This is a genomic window from Prauserella sediminis (genome assembly GCF_014195435.1).
In the GTDB taxonomy this organism is placed as follows: Bacteria; Actinomycetota; Actinomycetes; order Mycobacteriales; family Pseudonocardiaceae; genus Prauserella; species Prauserella salsuginis.
On the sequence record NZ_JACIBS010000001.1, the window covers coordinates 3,922,770 to 3,938,747 of the forward strand.

General features: G+C 70.6%; 15 protein-coding genes and 1 pseudogene. 10 read left to right on the forward strand and 6 right to left on the reverse strand.

Annotated features, from left to right (window positions below):
- Nucleotides 1–93 precede the first annotated feature (93 nt).
- Nucleotides 94–1,353: an amidohydrolase family protein gene (locus FB384_RS17795; protein WP_183784534.1), complete on the forward strand. Its 1,260-nt coding sequence runs from the start codon at nt 94–96 to the stop codon at nt 1,351–1,353.
- Nucleotides 1,354–1,438: 85 nt separating this feature from the next.
- Here the strand turns inward: FB384_RS17795 and FB384_RS17800 are convergent, their stop codons facing one another.
- Entirely contained in the window at nt 1,439–1,972 is a 534-nt protein-coding gene (locus FB384_RS17800) for a helix-turn-helix domain-containing protein (RefSeq protein ID WP_183784536.1), read from the reverse strand.
- Between the two features lie 169 nt (nt 1,973–2,141).
- Between FB384_RS17800 and FB384_RS17805 the strand changes: the two genes are divergently transcribed.
- Genes FB384_RS17805 through FB384_RS17840 form a run of 8 tightly spaced genes read left to right on the forward strand, consistent with a single transcriptional unit; the run spans nt 2,142 to nt 9,555 of the window.
- Nucleotides 2,142–3,755 (forward strand): ABC transporter substrate-binding protein, encoded by a 1,614-nt coding sequence (locus FB384_RS17805; protein ID WP_183784538.1) that lies wholly within the window; start codon nt 2,142–2,144, stop codon nt 3,753–3,755.
- A gap of 25 nt (nt 3,756–3,780) precedes the next feature.
- Nucleotides 3,781–4,842, forward strand: a complete 1,062-nt coding sequence (locus FB384_RS27340) for an ABC transporter permease (protein WP_183784540.1) — start codon at nt 3,781–3,783, stop codon at nt 4,840–4,842.
- Nucleotides 4,839–5,699, forward strand: a complete 861-nt coding sequence (locus FB384_RS17815) for an ABC transporter permease (RefSeq protein ID WP_183784542.1) — start codon at nt 4,839–4,841, stop codon at nt 5,697–5,699. The genes FB384_RS27340 and FB384_RS17815 overlap by 4 nt, the downstream gene beginning before the upstream one ends.
- Nucleotide 5,700: 1 nt before the next feature.
- Nucleotides 5,701–6,513, forward strand: a complete 813-nt coding sequence (locus tag FB384_RS17820; RefSeq protein ID WP_183784544.1) for an ABC transporter ATP-binding protein — start codon at nt 5,701–5,703, stop codon at nt 6,511–6,513.
- Complete coding sequence (locus FB384_RS17825) at nt 6,513–7,463, forward strand: ABC transporter ATP-binding protein (protein ID WP_183784546.1); 951 nt, start codon at nt 6,513–6,515, stop codon at nt 7,461–7,463. The genes FB384_RS17820 and FB384_RS17825 overlap by 1 nt, the downstream gene beginning before the upstream one ends.
- Nucleotides 7,460–7,780, forward strand: a complete 321-nt coding sequence (locus FB384_RS17830; protein WP_183784548.1) for a TIGR04076 family protein — start codon at nt 7,460–7,462, stop codon at nt 7,778–7,780. The genes FB384_RS17825 and FB384_RS17830 overlap by 4 nt, the downstream gene beginning before the upstream one ends.
- A complete protein-coding gene (locus FB384_RS17835; RefSeq protein WP_183784550.1) occupies nt 7,777–8,793 on the forward strand; it encodes an LLM class flavin-dependent oxidoreductase in 1,017 nt (338 codons plus the stop codon). Before FB384_RS17830 ends, FB384_RS17835 begins: the two co-directional genes overlap by 4 nt.
- Before the next feature lie 42 nt (nt 8,794–8,835).
- The gene (locus tag FB384_RS17840) at nt 8,836–9,555 is read left to right on the forward strand and encodes an alpha/beta hydrolase (RefSeq protein ID WP_183784552.1); all 720 of its coding nucleotides are present in this window, start codon (nt 8,836–8,838) and stop codon (nt 9,553–9,555) included.
- Between the two features lie 418 nt (nt 9,556–9,973).
- Here the strand turns inward: FB384_RS17840 and FB384_RS17845 are convergent, their stop codons facing one another.
- Nucleotides 9,974–10,828, reverse strand: a complete 855-nt coding sequence (locus tag FB384_RS17845; RefSeq protein WP_183784554.1) for an alpha/beta fold hydrolase — start codon at nt 10,826–10,828, stop codon at nt 9,974–9,976.
- Between the two features lie 158 nt (nt 10,829–10,986).
- On the opposite strand from FB384_RS17845, the gene FB384_RS17850 reads away from it, so the two are divergent.
- Nucleotides 10,987–11,895 (forward strand): enoyl-CoA hydratase-related protein, encoded by a 909-nt coding sequence (locus FB384_RS17850; RefSeq protein ID WP_183784556.1) that lies wholly within the window; start codon nt 10,987–10,989, stop codon nt 11,893–11,895.
- A gap of 69 nt (nt 11,896–11,964) precedes the next feature.
- Here the strand turns inward: FB384_RS17850 and FB384_RS17855 are convergent, their stop codons facing one another.
- The 4 genes and pseudogenes from FB384_RS17855 to pcaC form a co-directional block, all read right to left on the reverse strand.
- Nucleotides 11,965–12,843: an SCO6745 family protein gene (locus tag FB384_RS17855; RefSeq protein WP_183784558.1), complete on the reverse strand. Its 879-nt coding sequence runs from the start codon at nt 12,841–12,843 to the stop codon at nt 11,965–11,967.
- 87 nt (nt 12,844–12,930) lie between these two features.
- Complete coding sequence (locus FB384_RS17860; protein ID WP_183784560.1) at nt 12,931–14,130, reverse strand: hypothetical protein; 1,200 nt, start codon at nt 14,128–14,130, stop codon at nt 12,931–12,933.
- A 175-nt stretch (nt 14,131–14,305) separates the two neighbouring features.
- Complete coding sequence (locus FB384_RS17865; protein WP_183784562.1) at nt 14,306–15,496, reverse strand: 4-hydroxybenzoate 3-monooxygenase; 1,191 nt, start codon at nt 15,494–15,496, stop codon at nt 14,306–14,308.
- Between the two features lie 119 nt (nt 15,497–15,615).
- Nucleotides 15,616–15,978 (reverse strand): annotated as a pseudogene (gene pcaC / locus FB384_RS17870) (4-carboxymuconolactone decarboxylase); the annotation flags it as partial.

The window sequence follows — 15,978 nt, forward strand, 5'->3', positions numbered from 1 at the left end:
TCACGGCGCCGCGTGTCCCGTCCGTACCGACAGTCCCGACCATGCCCACCGAATCGTGCCGATCGCACCGACCGAACCGACAAGGAGTCGCCCATGGCCGCCACCGAGACCGGATACCTGCTACGTGACTGCACAGTCGTGGACCCGCTGGCCGACGGACCGCTCACCGACGCCGCCGTGTGGATCGAAGGGGAGCGGATCCGGGAGGTCGGCACGGACCCCGACCTGGTTTCGCGGGCGCGCGCCGCGGGCTGCGTCGAGGTGGAGCTGGCGGGTTCGTACGTCACGCCAGGCCTGATCAACATGCACACGCATTTCTCGCTGTCGCTGCCGGGCGAACTCGGGGCACGCGTCAATCGGATGGGACCGCACGATCTCGCGCTGTACATGGCCGACGGAGCACGGCGCACGCTGCACAGCGGAGTGACGTCGGTGCGGTGCGTGGGGGAGAAGGACCACGCCGACTTCGCCCTGCGGACCGCCGTCGACTCCGGATTCGTCCCGGGGCCGCGGATCTTCACCGCGGGACGGGCCGTCACGTGCACGGGAGGCCACGGTCACGGGTCGTCGGGTGCGTTGGAATGCGACGGCGCGACCGAGTTCCGCCGGGGTGTGCGGTCGCAGGTGAAGGCTGGTGCGGACCTGATCAAGGTGATGATCTCCGGCGGGATCTCGGGCAGGCACGAGAAGATCGATACGCGCCAGGTGACCACCGACGAACTGGCCGCCGTCATCACCACCGCGCACGAGTGGGGGCGGAAGGTGACGGCCCACGCCGGTCCCTGGCCGGTGATCACCGAGGCGGTGGAGCTCGGGCTGGACTGCGTCGAACACGGCTACGAGCTGACGCGGGAACTGGCCGGGCTGATGGCGGAGAAGGGCTGCTCCTACGTGCCGACGCTGGTCGTGACGCGGTGCAAGGAGTTCTTCGACGAGCTCGGTGTCCCGGAGTGGATGCAGCAGCGTTCGCTGGGAGCGGGCGAGCGGCACATGCAGAGCTACGAGTGGGCGCTGGAGGCCGGGGTCGACGTGCTGCTGGGCAGTGACATGCCACCGTTCTGGCGGTTCGAGGGCACGAGCGCGGCGGTACGGGAGCTGGAGTACATGGCCACGGGCGGGCTCGGCGCGCGGGAGGCCTTGCGATCGGCCACGATCGGCCCCGCTCGCTGGCTCGGAGTCGACGACGATCTCGGCTCGATCACCGCCGGAAAATACGCCGATCTGCTCGTGCTCGACGAGGATCCGCTCGCCGACACCGCGGCGTTCCGTTCCCTGTCCCTGGTGTTGAAGGGCGGTGAGGTCGTCCGGGACGACCGGACCCGGTCGGTTGCGTCGCCGCGGCCGATGGCCTGACGGTGGCGGCCCGGGTGGCGCTTCGGGTCGCCCCGGCTCACGGACCGGAGCGCGCAGCGCCGGCCGGGCCGTCGCGGGGTTGGTGTCACGGGTTGGGCGGCGTGACCGACACGACGAACTCGGCGGACCGGTCCCCGGCGTTGACGTAGCGGTGGGGCGTTCGGGAGTCGAACGTGACGCTCTCGCCGGTGTCCAGTGTGTAGGTGTCGTCCCCGAGCTCGACGGTGAGGGTTCCGTCGGTGACGAGCGTGCATTCGGTGGACGCGTGGCTCCACGGCTCGTCGGACGTCGCCTCGCCGGGCGCGAGCCGGCCGATCAGGACTTCGAGGTCGCCGCGTCCGGGCGTGAGCCGGTCGTAGAGCAGGTGTCCTCCGGAACGGCGCAGCTGCGGCCGGTCGCCCGGCCGTGTGATGTGCACGGGCGGCGCGTCGTCGGAGAACATCTCCGCGAGCGACGTGCCGAACGCGGCGGCGAGCTTGCGGATCGTGGTCAGGCTCGGATCGGTGGTGCCGTTCTCGATCTGGCTCAGCAGCCCGGGGGAGACCTCGATGCGTGCCGCCAGTTGGCGCAATGTCAGGTCGTTCTCCTTGCGCAGATCCCGAATCCGATTGCCGAGCACGTGTCGATCGTCCTTTCGCCGGTGCGTGGTCCGCATGATGCCGGATACGGATCGGACCGAAGCCGTTTCCCCTGCGGTTTACTTAAGCTAAACACTCGTATGTCTTGACTATACCTGGGTGTGCGGGTTTGACTCCGGTGTCTCCTCGGCGAACGTCACGGAGGAAAACATGCCCCGTCGGTTCCGAGTCCCCGCCCACCGCCGCTCGGTCGTGGCCGTCTCCCTCGTGTCGGTTCTCGCGTGCGTGCTCAGCGCGTGCACGGCAGGCAGAGCCGGCTCGGCGGCGAGGGACAACACGCTGGTCGTGGACACGTCCTTTGTGTACAAGACACTCGACCCGGGCAGGGTGTACGAACAGACCGGGTATCTGGCCGTGCACGCGCTCTACGAGTCGCTGCTGACTTTCGAGGGCGGCGACGTGACCGAGCCGAAACCCGGTCTGGCTGAGTCCTACGAGGTCTCCTCCGATGCCACGCGTTTCACGTTCACCCTGCGCGACGAGGCGACGTTCTCCGACGGCTCGTCGGTCACGGCCGACGACGTCGAGTTCTCGCTCGAGCGGCTCGTGAACCTCAAGGGCAGCACGGCCGCCTACTTCGAAGGACTCGACGTGGCGGCCCCGGACCGGAACACGGTCGTCGTCACCGCGGACGAGCCGAATCCCAACGTTCCCGTGCTGCTGGCGATGCCCGCGGCGTCGATCCTCAACGCGGACGTCGTCACCGACCACGGCGGCACCTCGGGGCGCGACGCGGCGAGTGAGGATCGCGCCCAGTCCTATCTGGACAGGACGACCGCGGGCAGTGGCCCCTACGTGCTCGAGCGGAACGAACCCGGCGAGCAGCTGGTGCTGACGGCCAACGACAACTACTGGGGCGACGCGCCCGCCTATCCGCGCGTCGTCGTGCGCAACATGGAGGCGCAGAACCAGAAACTTACCCTCACCCGCTCGTCGAGCCCGGAGATCGCGCTCGACATCGCCGGAACCCTGCTCGACGGGTTGCCGCCCTCGCTGTCGGTGTCGCAGAAACCCGACACGGCGTACTTCTCGTTCGTCAACACGGATCCGGAGGTGTCGCCGGTCGGGTCGCGGCCCGCGTTCGTCCGGGCCGTGCGAGCGGCGCTCGACTACCGGGGACTCGCGGACCTGCTGGGCAGCCGCAGCGGACCGGCCAGGGGACTGATCGCCCCCGCCTACCCGGGAGCGCTGCCCGAGGAGGACACGCTCGAACAGGATCTGCCGCGGGCGAAACAGCTGCTCGCCGACGCCGGCCTGACCGACCCCGCGATCGAGTTCATCTATCCGGCCATCACCTATCGCGGCGTGGACCTCGGCACGATCGCTACCAAGGTGCAGGGTGACGCGGCGAAGGCGGGGATCACCATCAACCTCCGGCCGCTGCCGCTGAACGCGTTCCTCGAACAGTACCGGGGAGGCGATGCTCAGATGGGCATGACACCGCAGGCGCTGACCTACCCGCGGGCGGACTCGATGGTCCGCGTGATGTCACCGGGCGGCGTCAACGCCGAGCGCATGAACTGGACCGACGACACGGCCTCGGCGGCCGTGCGGTCGACGACGGCGGATTTCCTCGCCGCGACCACCGACGAGGAACGCGTGACCGCGGTCGAGGCCTGGCAGCACGCGATGCACCGTGACTCGCCGTACGTCCTGCTGGGCAACAACTCGGGCACGGTCGTCAGCACCCCCGAGGTGGCAGGAGCCGACTACACGCCCGCGGGCTGGATCGTCGACCTGGCCGCGGTCCGGCGTGCCGGCTGAGCGTGCCGAACCGGGAGGAGAACCCGTGACCACTGTGGATACCGGTGCACCGCGGCGACCGCGGGTGCCGTCGTTCGTTCGCTACCTCGCCCGCCGACTCGTCATCGCCCTCGGCCTGTTGCTGGGTTCGACCCTGGTCGGTTTCCTGCTCGTGCAGGCGGTACCGGGAGATCCCGTCGCCGCGAACCTGTCCGACGAGGCGCTGGGCGATCCGGAGGCCGTGGCAGCCTTCGAACAGCGATGGGGCCTGGACGAGCCACTCCCCGTGCAGTACCTGACCTACCTCGGCAATCTGGTGCAGGGCGACTTCGGCATGTCGCAGCACACCGGACGGCCGGTGCTCGAGGATCTGCTGGACCACGTGCCCGCGACCCTCGAGATCGCGGTGCCCGCGTTCGTCCTGTCGGTGCTGTTGGGAATCACCATCGGCATGTTCGCCGCGTTGCGTCACGGCAAGGCCGCCGACCAGGCCGTGCGGGTCGGCTCGCTGCTCGGCCTGTCGACGCCGCCGTTCTGGATGTCGCTGCTGGTGCTGTACCTGTTCTTCTTCGTACTCGGACTGTCGCCGGGAGGGGGACGGCTGAGCCCGGAGTTCTCCCCGCCGCCCACGGTCACCGGTCTGTATCCGGTCGACGCGCTCCTCGCCGGTGAGCCGATGGTGGCTTGGGACGCGGTGCAGCACGCGGCGCTGCCGGTACTCGTGCTGACGCTCGTCACGACCGCGACGCTGGTGCGGTTCGTCCGTTCGGCACTGCTCGAGGTGCTGCGGAAGGACTACATCACCGCCGCGTACGCCAAGGGCCTGCCGGCACGCACGGTGCGCCACCGGCACCTGCTGCGCGCCGGTCTCGTCCAGATCATGACGATGGCCGGACTGACGTTCGCCTCGATGCTCGCGGGCACGGTCCTGATCGAGAGCGTCTTCGCCTGGCCAGGGGTCGGCAACTACGCCTACGCCAGCGCCAGTGCGCTCGACCGGCCCGCGATTCTCGGCGTGACCGTGTTCGTCGCCGCCGCCTACATCCTGATCAATCTGGTCGTGGACCTGCTCTACGGCCTTGCCGACCCGAGGATCCGTCTCTCATGACAGCGACCGCCCTGCCCCGGACCGGGGTCCGCGCGCGGCGGCACCGCGTTTGGCGCCAGCCCGTCGTCGTCACCGCGCTCGTCGTGCTCGTTGCGTGGCTGGCGGTGGCCGCTTCGGCGGGGCTGTTGAGCCCCTACGACCCCCTCGCCCAGAGCGCCGACATCTACGCGGCGCCGTCCGCGGTGCACCCGTTCGGAACCGACGAGCTCGGCCGTGACGTCCTCAGCCGGGTGTTGCACGGGGCGAGACTGTCGATCCCGCTGGCGCTGGCGATCGTCGCGGGCGCGTTGGCCGTGGGCGGTGTCCTCGGCCTGATCGCCGGGTACCTCGGCAAGCTCGCCGACGAAGTGATCATGCGGTTGACCGACCTCGTGTTCGCATTCCCGCAGATCATCCTGGCGATGGCGGTCACGGCCACGTTCGGGCCGAGTGCGGGAAACGCCGTGCTGGCGCTCATCATCGTGTCGTGGCCGGTGTACGCGCGGGTCATCCGTGGAGCGGTGCTGAGCATCCGTGGGGAGAACTACCTGTCAGCAGCGCGCATGCTCGGTGTCGGCCCGGTGACGGTGCTCCGTCGCGACGTGATCCCGAACAGTGTGGGCCCGGCGATCGTGCTCGCCACACTCGAGCTCGGCAACGCGGTGCTGCTACTCGCCGGCCTGTCGTTCCTCGGCCTCGGGCCGCGGCCACCCGCCCCGGAATGGGGCGCGATGGTCGCGCTCGGTGCCAACGACATCAGCATGTGGTGGGTCAGCGTGTTCCCGGGCCTCGCGATCCTGACCGTGGTGCTCGCATGCAACATTCTGGGCGACGCCGCCCGCGACCGGTTCGACCCCAATCTCGTGGGAGGACGCTGACATGAGCGTGGATTCGGCCACCGACGAACTGCTCGCCGTGGAGAACCTCGCGGTGCGGCTGCCCGGCCCCGACGGGCCGGTCACCGTCCTCGAAGACGTCTCCCTGAGCGTTCGCCGCGGCGAGATCGTGGGGATCGCCGGGGAGAGCGGCTCCGGCAAGAGCATGACCGCGCGGACGTTGCTCGACCTGTTGCCCGCCGGGGCCGAGGTGTCCGGACGGTTGCGGTTCGACGGTGCCGAGCTCGACCACCGCGATCGGAAAGCGATGCACGCCGTGCGCGGGCACGGCATCGCAATGGTGTTCCAGGACCCCACGGCCGCGATGCACCCGATGCTGAGCATCGGCAGGCAGCTGACCGAGCACATGAGTGTCCACTTGGGACTCACCCGGAAGCAGGCGAAGGCACGGGCCGTCGAACTGCTGGAGCAGGTGCGCCTGCCCGATCCCGGCGGCGCGCTGCGGTCGTACCCGCACCAGTTCTCGGGCGGTCAGCTACAGCGCATCGCCATCGCTTCTGCGCTGGCCGCCCGGCCGAAGCTGCTGATCGCCGACGAGCCGACCACGGCGTTGGACGTGACCGTGCAGGCGGGGATCCTCGGCCTCCTGGACTCGCTGCGGTCCGAGCTCGACCTGAGCGTCCTGTTCATCACGCACGACCTCGGGGTGCTCGCGGCGCTCGCCACGCACACGTGTGTGTTCCAGCAGGGCCGGGTCGTCGAGTCGGCTCCGACGGCCGACCTGTTGCGCGCACCCGAGCACCCGTACACCCGCGCGCTGCTGGCCGCGCGCACCGATCCGGCGGAGGTGCCGTGATGAGCCTGTTGGAGCTGACCGACATCGCCGTGGAGTACCGCGCGCCAGGCCGCGACCGCGTCCGCGCCGTGGACGGCGTGTCGCTCGAGGTGAGACCGGGCGAGATCGTCGGCCTGGTGGGCGAGTCGGGGTGCGGCAAGTCGTCGTTGGCGCGGGTCGCCGCCGGGCTCGCCGCACCGACGGGTGGTGGCGTACGGCTGCACGGCGAGGCGGTGAGCCCGCTGGGACGGCGACGACGTCGGCGCGCCGAGATCGGCCTGCAGATGGTGTTCCAGAACCCGTACTCGTCGCTCAACCCGCGGCGGACGGTGCTGAGCCAGCTGCTCGACGGAGTTCCGGCGGAGGTCGGATCGCGAGCCGAGCGCAGGCGGGATGCGCTCGACCGGCTCACCCGGGTCGGACTCGACGAGGCGGCCGCCGAGCGCTATCCGCACCAGTTCTCGGGCGGTCAGTTGCAGCGCATCGCGATCGCCAGGGCGCTGGCGGCCCGTCCGCGGGTGCTGGTGGCCGACGAACCCGTGACCGCACTCGACGTGTCGTCGCAGGCGCAGGTGGTGGAGGTACTCGCAGAGCTGGTCGAGCAGTTGGAGGTGGGGATGTTGTTCATCTCCCACGATCTCGCGCTCGTGCGCAGGCTCGCCGATACGACCGCGGTGATGTACCTCGGCCGGCTGGTGGAGACCGGGCCGACCGAGCGGGTGTGGCGGCGGCCGAAACACCCGTACACGCGAGCGCTGATCGACGCGATTCCCAGCGCGGACCCGGACGCCGGACTGCCCCGCGTGCTGAACGGCGACATCAACGGACCTGGTGCGGGGCACGGCGGATGCCGGTTCCGGGCCAGATGCACGGAGGCGTTCGCCGCCTGCGGAGACGAGCCGGAACTCACGGGCGACGATCACGCGGTCGCCTGCTGGTTGGACAGCGAGGATACGGAGAGGGTGGCATGACGGAACCGGACATGAGCCTGTGGGACCTGCGGGTGACGGTCGAACGGATCGAAGGCCGTTCGGTGTGCGGGATGGAAGTGGGCGACTACTTCGAGCTGACCAACAGTGCGGAACTGCGGGTTCCCGACGGCAAGCACTTCTGCATGTACGCGCTCCAGGCTGCGCTGCCGTTGTTGCCTGCGAAGCAGCGTGACCTGCCCGCAGGCGACTGGCTCGAACAGGACTGCCACGTCGCCTGCCCGGATCCGGAGGAACGCCTCGTGATGCGGGTCGACCGGACGCGCCGGTGCGAGCTGAACTCCGGCGACCTCACATGAGCGACGTGGAGATCGGGCTCGGGTTGCAGAGCAACCTGTCGCTGCCGGAATACGCAAGACTGGCGGCGGCCGCCGAGGCCCACGGCATCGACGTGCTCAGCGTGTTCGCCGACCTGTTGTTCCAACCGCCGTTGCCCGCGCTGCTGGAGATGGCGCGGGTGACCGAACGGGCGCGGCTCGGCGCCGCCTGTTGGAACCCGTACACGATGCACCCGTACGAGATCGCGGGCCAGCTCGCGGCACTCGACTCGGCCTCCGGCGGGCGCGCATACCTGGGACTGGCGCGGGGGACGTGGCTCGGCGACATCGGAGTCACGCAGCCACGGCCGCTGGCGCATCTGCGCGAGGCCGTCGAGTTCGTGTACCGGTTGCTCGCCGGCGAAGGGGCGGGTTTCCAGGGGGAGGTATTCCGGCTGGAACCCGGCGTCGCACCGAGATACGAGACCCACCGGCCGGATCCACCGTTGCTGATCGGGGCTTGGGGGCCGCGCACCGTCGCGATGGCGGGCACGGTCGCCCGGGAGGTCAAGATCGGGGGTACGGCGAATCCCGCGATGATCCCGGTGATGCGCGAGCGGCTCGAACCGGGCGAGCGGGGTGCCGGTCGCGAACCCGGCGCGGTGCGCATCGTCGTCGGTGCCGTCACCGTCGTCGACCTCGACGGGGCCGCGGCGCGACGGCGCGCCCGCAAGGAGGTCGCGATGTACCTCGGGGTCGTCGGCGAGTTCGACCCGACCATCGAGGTGCCGCCGGAACTATTGGCGGACATCAAGGCCAGGGTGGCTCTCGGCGACCACGACGGTGCCGGTGCGCTGATTCCGGACGAGCTGCTCGACCTGTTCGCCTTCTCCGGAACGCCCGAGCAGGTGGCCGCCCAGGCACAACGGCTCATCGAGGCCGGTGTCGGCCGTGTCGAGTTCGGCACCCCGCAGGGCCTCGATACGTTGCAGGGAATCGAACTGATCGGCAGCAAGGTGCTGCCTGCGCTCGATCGGTCGCCGGTGGGCCGATGACGGAGGTGGTGCCGACGTGACCGTATCCAGGAGGAGACTGTGATGGACCGTGCCGTGCTGACCCGACCGGCGCCCGAACCCGACCGGACGCTGCGCTACGGCGACGCTCCCGAGCACGTCGCGGACGCCTGGTTTCCCGCGACGCGGCGGTATCCGCTGCTGTTGTTCGTTCACGGCGGGTACTGGAGGCCGACGTACGACCGGGTACACACGCGTCCGCTCGCCGCGGCACTCCGCGACGAAGGCTGGCCGGTGGTGTCCGTCGAGTACCGCCGCGTGCCCGGGAAACCGGACGACCTCGTCGCCGACGTCCGTTCCGCGCTGGCCGAACTGCCTGCGCAGCTCGACGTCCGCGAGACGGTCCTGGCGGGTCATTCGGCGGGCGGGCACCTGGCGTTGTGGGCGGCGTCGGCGTGTCCACCCGCGGGCCTGCTCGGCACGGTGCCGCTCGCACCGGTGGCGGATCTCGGGCTCGCGCACCGGCTCGGGCTGGGCGATGGTGCGGTCGAGGCGTTCCTGGGCGCTCCGCCGGACGAACGCCCCGACCTCGACCCGGTGCGGATGCCGGCGCCGGAGAGCCCCGTGACGATCGTGCACGGGGCCGAGGACCGCCTGCCGGTCTCGGTCAGCGAGTCGTATGTGGACACCAACCCGGCTGCGAACCTGGTCGTGGTTCCCGGGGCCGCCCACTTCGAGGTGATCGACCCTCTCAGCGCGGCATGGCCGGTGGTAACGGCAGCGCTCGCCGAGTCGACCGGTTAGGGACGTCACCGGGCTCGGGGCGGTCAGTCGACGGCGCGTGCGATGTCCAGAAGCAGGTCTCTGAGCCAGCGGTGTGCGGGATCGGTGTGGTGGGCCGGATGCCACCAGAACGCCTCCTTGAGCGGGCACGACGTCCCACTGGCAGGGCAGCCTGCGTACCCCGGCGGCGTCGGCGAGCCGGAGCGCCGCCGGGGTACGCAGAAGCGCGATCCGGCGCGTTCCTGCGACCAGGAACGGGACAGGCAGAAACGTTTCGGTCACCACGTGCACCTCGGGCTCGATGCCGATCATCGACAACCGGCGGACGGCCGGGGTGAAGGCCGTCGGCGCGTGGTGAGTGACGATCCACGGCAGCGTGGTCAACTGGTCCAGCGAGATGTGCTCGGCGACCTCGTCGTGGGCGGCGGGACGGCGGTGGTCAGTCGCCGGCCGCCGCCAGGATCGTGCGCAGCGCCGTGACGAGGGCCAACGGCCGGTCCAGCATCGGATGATGACCCGCGTCCGGCAGGTCGACGAGCACGGTGCGGCAACGCAGCAGGGACCGGATCTCCCGCGCCATCTCCGGCGAGACGAGACCGTGCTCGGTGCGGATGAACGACGTCGGCCGGTCGATCCGGGGGAGGATGCCGCGTAACGGCGTGTACGGGGCCTTCAGCGTCGGGTCGAACTTCCACGTCCAGCCCTCGTCCACCGCCCGCACGGATTCCTCGGCGATGTGCCTGCGGATGTAGGGCAGCAGGACGTCCTGGGGAGGCAGCGTCCGGAACCGGCCGAGAATGGTCTCCCGGTCCGGATACACGCGGACGGGCCTGGCCCGCCTGTTCTCCGGAGGCCGGTCGTTCAACGGCGAATCGATGATCGTCAGCCCGGTGAGCCGGTCCGCGAAATCGGCGCCGGTTTGCGCGGTCACCCAACCGCCCATGCTGTGCCCGATCACGTGGAACGGCCTGTCGACCCCTCCGGCGTCCGCCGCGGCGACGACCTCACGCGCCCAGAGCGTGATGTCGTAGGACTCCCTGGCGGCGCTGTCACCGTGACCGGACAGGTCGACGGCCACGACCCGCCGATGCTGGGCGAGCAGCGGCGCGATGTGGTCCCACCAGCCGGAATGGGCCGAACCTCCGTGCACGAGCACCACCCCGGGATGGTGCTCGGCACCCCAGCAGCGCAGGTGGACCTTGCCGTCGTCGACGGTCGTGTCACGGTGTTCGGGCCGCTCGGCCAGCGCGGTGCGAAACCACGACGGCGCCTCGGCGTCGCTGTCGAAATCCATCGCATCGAATCTAACCCGGGGCCCCTGCCGCCCGGCGCGTCGGGAGCTGTGGCGCGGCAGCGGTGTGGGCAGCAGGCTTGGGCGGGCCGAATCGCGCTGCTAGCTTGGCGGATGATCAACGATCGCTGCAGCCTGTCGAAGGGGACGGTGGCACGGGAATGGGCGAGTACGCCGAGATCCGCTACGAAGTGTCAGGACCGATCGCCACGGTGACCCTGCACCGTCCGGAACGGTTGAACGCATTCACCACCACGATGGCTCACGAGCTCGTCGACGCGTTCGACCGGGCCGACGCCGACGACGACGTACGCGTGGTGGTCGTGACCGGCGAAGGGCGCGGGTTCTGTGCCGGCGCCGACCTCGGCGGCGGTGCCGACACCTTCGATGCGGGCGACGGGGCCGACCGGCGTTCCGCACACGGCGAGATCGACGGCGTACCGCGGGATGGCGGCGGCACGGTGTCATTGCGCATCGCCGCGTGCCGTAAACCCGTGATCGGTGCCATCAACGGGCCCGCGGTCGGCGTCGGCGTGACGATGACGCTGCCGATGGACATCCGGATCGCCGCCGAGGAAGCCCGTTTCGGGTTCGTGTTCGCCCGCAGGGGCATCGTCCCGGAGGCTGCTTCCACGTGGTTCCTGCCCCGCATCGTCGGCATTTCGCAGGCCATGGAATGGGTCGCCACGGGGCGGGTGTTCGACGCGGCAGAAGCCCGCGAGGGCGGACTCGTCTCCCGCGTGGTCCCCGGTGACCGGCTGCTCGAGTCCGCGACCGAACTCGCCTCGGAGATCGCCGACAACACCTCGGCGGTCTCCGTCGCGGTCGCCCGTCAGCTGTTGTGGGGCATGCTCGGCTCGGCGACACCGTGGGATGCGCACCGGGCCGACTCCCGCGCGATGTACGGACTCGGCGCCGGCGCGGACGCGGCCGAGGGCGTCGCGGCGTTCCTCGAGAAGCGGGCCGCCCAATTCCCCGGGCGGCCCAGCGCAGACATCCCCGAGGGGCTTCCGCGCTGGCCGCTCCCGCCCGACGACGCGACGGGATCGGGCATCTGGCATCAGGCATAGGAGTCGCGCGGCTCGTCGGCAGCCGGCACCGCGCGGGTACGCCTGCCGGCATGTCGACATTCCGGGATGCTAGCTCCCGTCGGTTCGGGCCATGGGCCCGGAGGACGGGTAGCTGCCGGCGTCGCAGACCCGGCGGCCCCAGGGGCGCAGGATCTCGACGAGGGTGGGCAGGTCGTCGCCGAGGGCGTCGACGATCGGTCGGCACTGGCGGTCGGTGGCGGTCTCCACCGCATCCCGCTCCGCCCTGCCCTGTTCGGTCAGCGCGCCGTCGGCGACGAGGCCGCGGCCGACGAGCCGCTCCTCGGCGGCGTCGAGGTGTTCGGGTGACCACGCGCGCGAGCGGATGTAGGTGCGCATCGGCATGCCCCAGTACAGCTCGGTGAGCAGGCCGATCTCCACGGCGTCGAATCCGGCACCGGTCCAAGCGGCGATGTGCGCGTCGCCGCGGTACTCGCGGAGCATGTCGCCGAGCCGCCACACGTCGCCGACGGGATCGCCGGGCAGGCCGAGTGCGCGAAGCCCGGCGAACAGGGGCTTGCCTTCGGGCCGGAGCGGTTCGACGGCCCGTTCCAGCAGTGGCCGTGCCTCCTCGAGCCGGTCCGGGTGTTCGCCGAGGATGGCGGTGAGTTGGCGGATCGCGCCGTCGGTCCGCGCCCGGCAGATCGTCGCGGCGTCGGTGAGCGACCACCCGTAGGTGACGGCCGGGACGACGACCTCGGGGTTGAACACGGCGAAGGCCGCGGCGACGACGTCACCGGGCACCTGCCCCAGTAGCGAACCGCGGCTCGTGAAGTAGGCAGGGCCGTCCGGATTGGGCACGCCGTTCCGGGAGCCGGGGCTGCCGTTGAACCCGAGCTTCTCGTAGGCGTCGTGGCATTCCTGCGCGAAGTAGACCTGTCCGACGACGGGTTCGAGAGCGCCGGAGAGCGCGCGAGCCGGGTTCGCCACGGGTGTTCCTCCTGAATCGACGACGTTCTCGGTGCCGCGGTGCGGATGCCGCAGCGCACGAAGCTTGTCAGTGCCGGACCGCCGGGTTCAAGCCCGTTCCGGCCCGGAACCCGGTCCCGGGTCGCCGGCTCGTCGGGGCGACGGCGTGCCGTCCCCGGCGGAGGGTGAGCCAGGGCGGCCCGCGCGCGGTGGTCGTTCGCCGGCGGGTTCCGGGACGTAGCGGCGGGCCGCCAGCGGATCCTCGGTGACCCGTAACCAGCTCCGGAGATTCGCGGGAGCACGCCAGGCGGGAAGCAGGTCCGCCACCTGCTCGTGCAGGAACAGGGCGTGGCTGCAGCTCTCGTGCCAGGCGCTGATCCGTTGTTCGCGGGTGTGCCGGTGGGGCCGGAGTTCGGTGTGCAGTTCGAGCTGGGCGTGGAGGGAATGGAACGTCGCGGCGGTGTACGGATCGGCCGTGGCCTCCAGCCGTGCCGGAAGGGCGCCGCCGCACACGGGACAGTCGCACCGCCAGAGGTGGTCGAGTTCGGGCGTGTGCGCGAAGGCCCGGGCGCAGGTCGCCAGCAGGTGGTAGCTGAGCAGGCCGCTGATGAACGCGGACACCCCGGCCGGGCGGCCGCCACCACCGGACGGCGTCCGATACAGATGGCGGAGCGTGCTGGTGACGCCGATCGCGGCGGCGTGGGCGCCGTGGCAGAGCGCGCCCAGCGCGGAGACGTCGCTGCGCAGGAGGAGGACCGGAACCGTGGCGGCAGCGAGCAGTTCGAGGAAGCCGCGCAGAACGTACTGCGCGGCGAAGGGGTCCTTGTCGTGCTCGATGGCCACGGCGACCGGCACGCCGTGTGATTCGATCTTGTTCGTCAGTGTCCGGTGCCGCCCCGAGGATGCGAACCATTCGGCGGCCAGCGGGAGCATGGCGATCGTCGGCGCCGGTTGCGTCGCTGCTTCGCGAAGGACTCTGTCCAGTCCGTTGTCGTCGCCGGCGGCGAGGTAACCGGAATCGGTGAGTGCGATCAGGCCGCGCTCGCGCTGCCTGCGGCACCATTCCGGCTGGATGCCCTGCGCCGCAGGTTTCCGGTTGCCGCCGGAGTAGCGGTCGGCGTCGCACAGCACCGGACCGTCGAAACCGCGTGAACGCAGGGCGGCCGCGGCCGTGAGCGCATCCTGGTGCCTGCCGGTGACGACGATGCCGGCGTCGTGTGCCGCGGCTACCGGCGCGACGCGCTCCGCCTGCGAGGCACGGCACTGGAGCAGCAGCCGTCCAGCCAGCTGGTCCAGTGAGCCACGCACAGCTCAACCGTGGCGGAGCAGGGAACCGGCTGTCACCAGTGGTCACGCCGATGCCGGGCGGTATCGCGCCGACGGCCCAACCACACGTGGCGCAGCGCGCACGACGGGACGGGTGTGAGTGTCGTTGCCGGCGCTGCCGGCGAGCGCCGTCACCCGGAGTGACCCGGCGTGTCGGTCAGCGGGTGGGCCAGCCCGTGTAGGCCTCCGCGAGGTAGGTCTTCCCCGCCGTCGAGCGCACCACCGAGCGCAGCTCCGCGACCTGGCGCCGGAGGTCGAACTCGTCGGCCCCGTGCGGTCGGTGCAGCATCGAGGTCATCCAGTACGAGAAGTGCTGCGAGCGCCAGACCCTGTCGAGGGCCCGCCGGGAGTACTCGTCCAGCGCCTCGTCGTCGCCGTCGGCCAGCGCCCGCTCGAGGGTCTCCGCGAGGACGCGCACATCGGCCAGCGCGAGGTTGAGACCCTTGGCGCCCGTCGGCGGGACGGTATGGGCGGCGTCGCCCGCCAGCACCATGTTTCCGTAGCGCATGGGTTCCACGACGTTGCTGCGGAACCGCAGGACCGATTTCCCGGTGATCGGCCCTTCCTCCAGCCGGTGCCCGTTCGCGCCGACCCGGGCCTGCAGCTCGGACCAGATCCGATCGTCCGACCACGCATCGACGTCCTCGTCCGGATCGCACTGGAAGTACATCCGCTGCGTGGTCTCGGTCCGCTGGCTGATCAACGCGAATCCGCGGTCGGAGTGGTTGTAGATCAGTTCCGGCGCGCTCTTCGGTGCCTCGCACAGGATGCCGAACCACGCGAAGGGGTATTCCTTGCGGTACTGGCGGAGCTCGGCGGGCGGAACGGCGTGGCGGCACAGGCTGTGCGAGCCGTCCGCACCGACCAGGTACCGGCACCGGACCTCGTGAGCGCTGCCGTCGGCGTCGGTGAATCGGATCGACGGCCGTTCGCCGGTGACGTCGTGCACCGACGTGTCGCGGACGCCGAACCGCACGTCCGCACCGGCGGCGGCGCGGGCATCGGCGAGGTCGACGAACACCTCGGTCTGCGGGTACAGCCACACCGACGCCCCGGCGAGTTCCTGGAAGTCGATGTGGTGCAGCTGTCCGCCGAAGGCCAGGTACGTGCCGTGGTGGCGGTCGCCCTCGGACAGGACCCGTTCGGACACCCCGGTCTCGCTGAGCAGTCGTACGCTGTCGGCCTCCAGAATCCCCGCGCGCACGGTCTGTTCGATCTCGTCGCGGCTGCGGTGGTCCACGACGACCGAGTCGATCCCGCGTCGTGCGAGGAGGTGGGAGAGCATCAGCCCCGCCGGACCGCCGCCGACGATCCCCACGCTCGTCGTGGTGACCTCGCGCGCGCTCATGCCCCGCCGGTCCGTTCGTCGTCGCCGTCCTCGCCGGGAACCGGTCCTTCCCCGGGAACGTGCTGCTCCTCGGGACCCCGCTGCTCCTCCAGAACCCGCTGCTCCTCCAGAACCCGCTGCTCCTCCAGAACCTGCTGTGCCACGGCGAACCCGTGGTTGGCGGTGGGAACTCCACAGTAGACGGCGCTCTGCAGGATCACCTCGCGGATCTCCTCGACCGTCAGGCCGTTGGTGCGGGCCGCGCGCACGTGCATGGCGAACTCGTCCCAGTGGCCACGGGCGAGCATCGCCGTGAGCACCGCGACGCTGCGCATGCGCCGGTCGAGGCCGGGACGGGTCCACACGCTGCCCCACGCATAGCGGGTGATGAGGTCCTGGAAGTCCTCGGTGAACTCGTTCTTGCGCGTTTCGGCGCGGTCGACGTGTGCGTCGCCGAGTACCTCTCGGCGCACCCGCATGCCGTCGTCGTACGGGTCGGGCAT

Bases quoted from the DNA above. Each gene is read 5' to 3' on its own strand.
- FB384_RS17850 (WP_183784556.1), top strand. From the start codon at position 10,987: ATGGGCGAGTACGCCGAGATCCGCTACGAAGTGTCAGGACCGATCGCC.
- FB384_RS17795 (WP_183784534.1), top strand. From the start codon at position 94: ATGGCCGCCACCGAGACCGGATACCTGCTACGTGACTGCACAGTCGTG.
- FB384_RS17865 (WP_183784562.1), bottom strand. From the start codon at position 15,496: ATGAGCGCGCGCGAGGTCACCACGACGAGCGTGGGGATCGTCGGCGGC.
- FB384_RS17845 (WP_183784554.1), bottom strand. From the start codon at position 10,828: ATGGATTTCGACAGCGACGCCGAGGCGCCGTCGTGGTTTCGCACCGCG.
- FB384_RS17830 (WP_183784548.1), top strand. From the start codon at position 7,460: ATGACGGAACCGGACATGAGCCTGTGGGACCTGCGGGTGACGGTCGAA.
- FB384_RS17835 (WP_183784550.1), top strand. From the start codon at position 7,777: ATGAGCGACGTGGAGATCGGGCTCGGGTTGCAGAGCAACCTGTCGCTG.
- FB384_RS17825 (WP_183784546.1), top strand. From the start codon at position 6,513: ATGAGCCTGTTGGAGCTGACCGACATCGCCGTGGAGTACCGCGCGCCA.
- FB384_RS17840 (WP_183784552.1), top strand. From the start codon at position 8,836: ATGGACCGTGCCGTGCTGACCCGACCGGCGCCCGAACCCGACCGGACG.
- FB384_RS17820 (WP_183784544.1), top strand. From the start codon at position 5,701: ATGAGCGTGGATTCGGCCACCGACGAACTGCTCGCCGTGGAGAACCTC.
- FB384_RS17815 (WP_183784542.1), top strand. From the start codon at position 4,839: ATGACAGCGACCGCCCTGCCCCGGACCGGGGTCCGCGCGCGGCGGCAC.
- FB384_RS17805 (WP_183784538.1), top strand. From the start codon at position 2,142: ATGCCCCGTCGGTTCCGAGTCCCCGCCCACCGCCGCTCGGTCGTGGCC.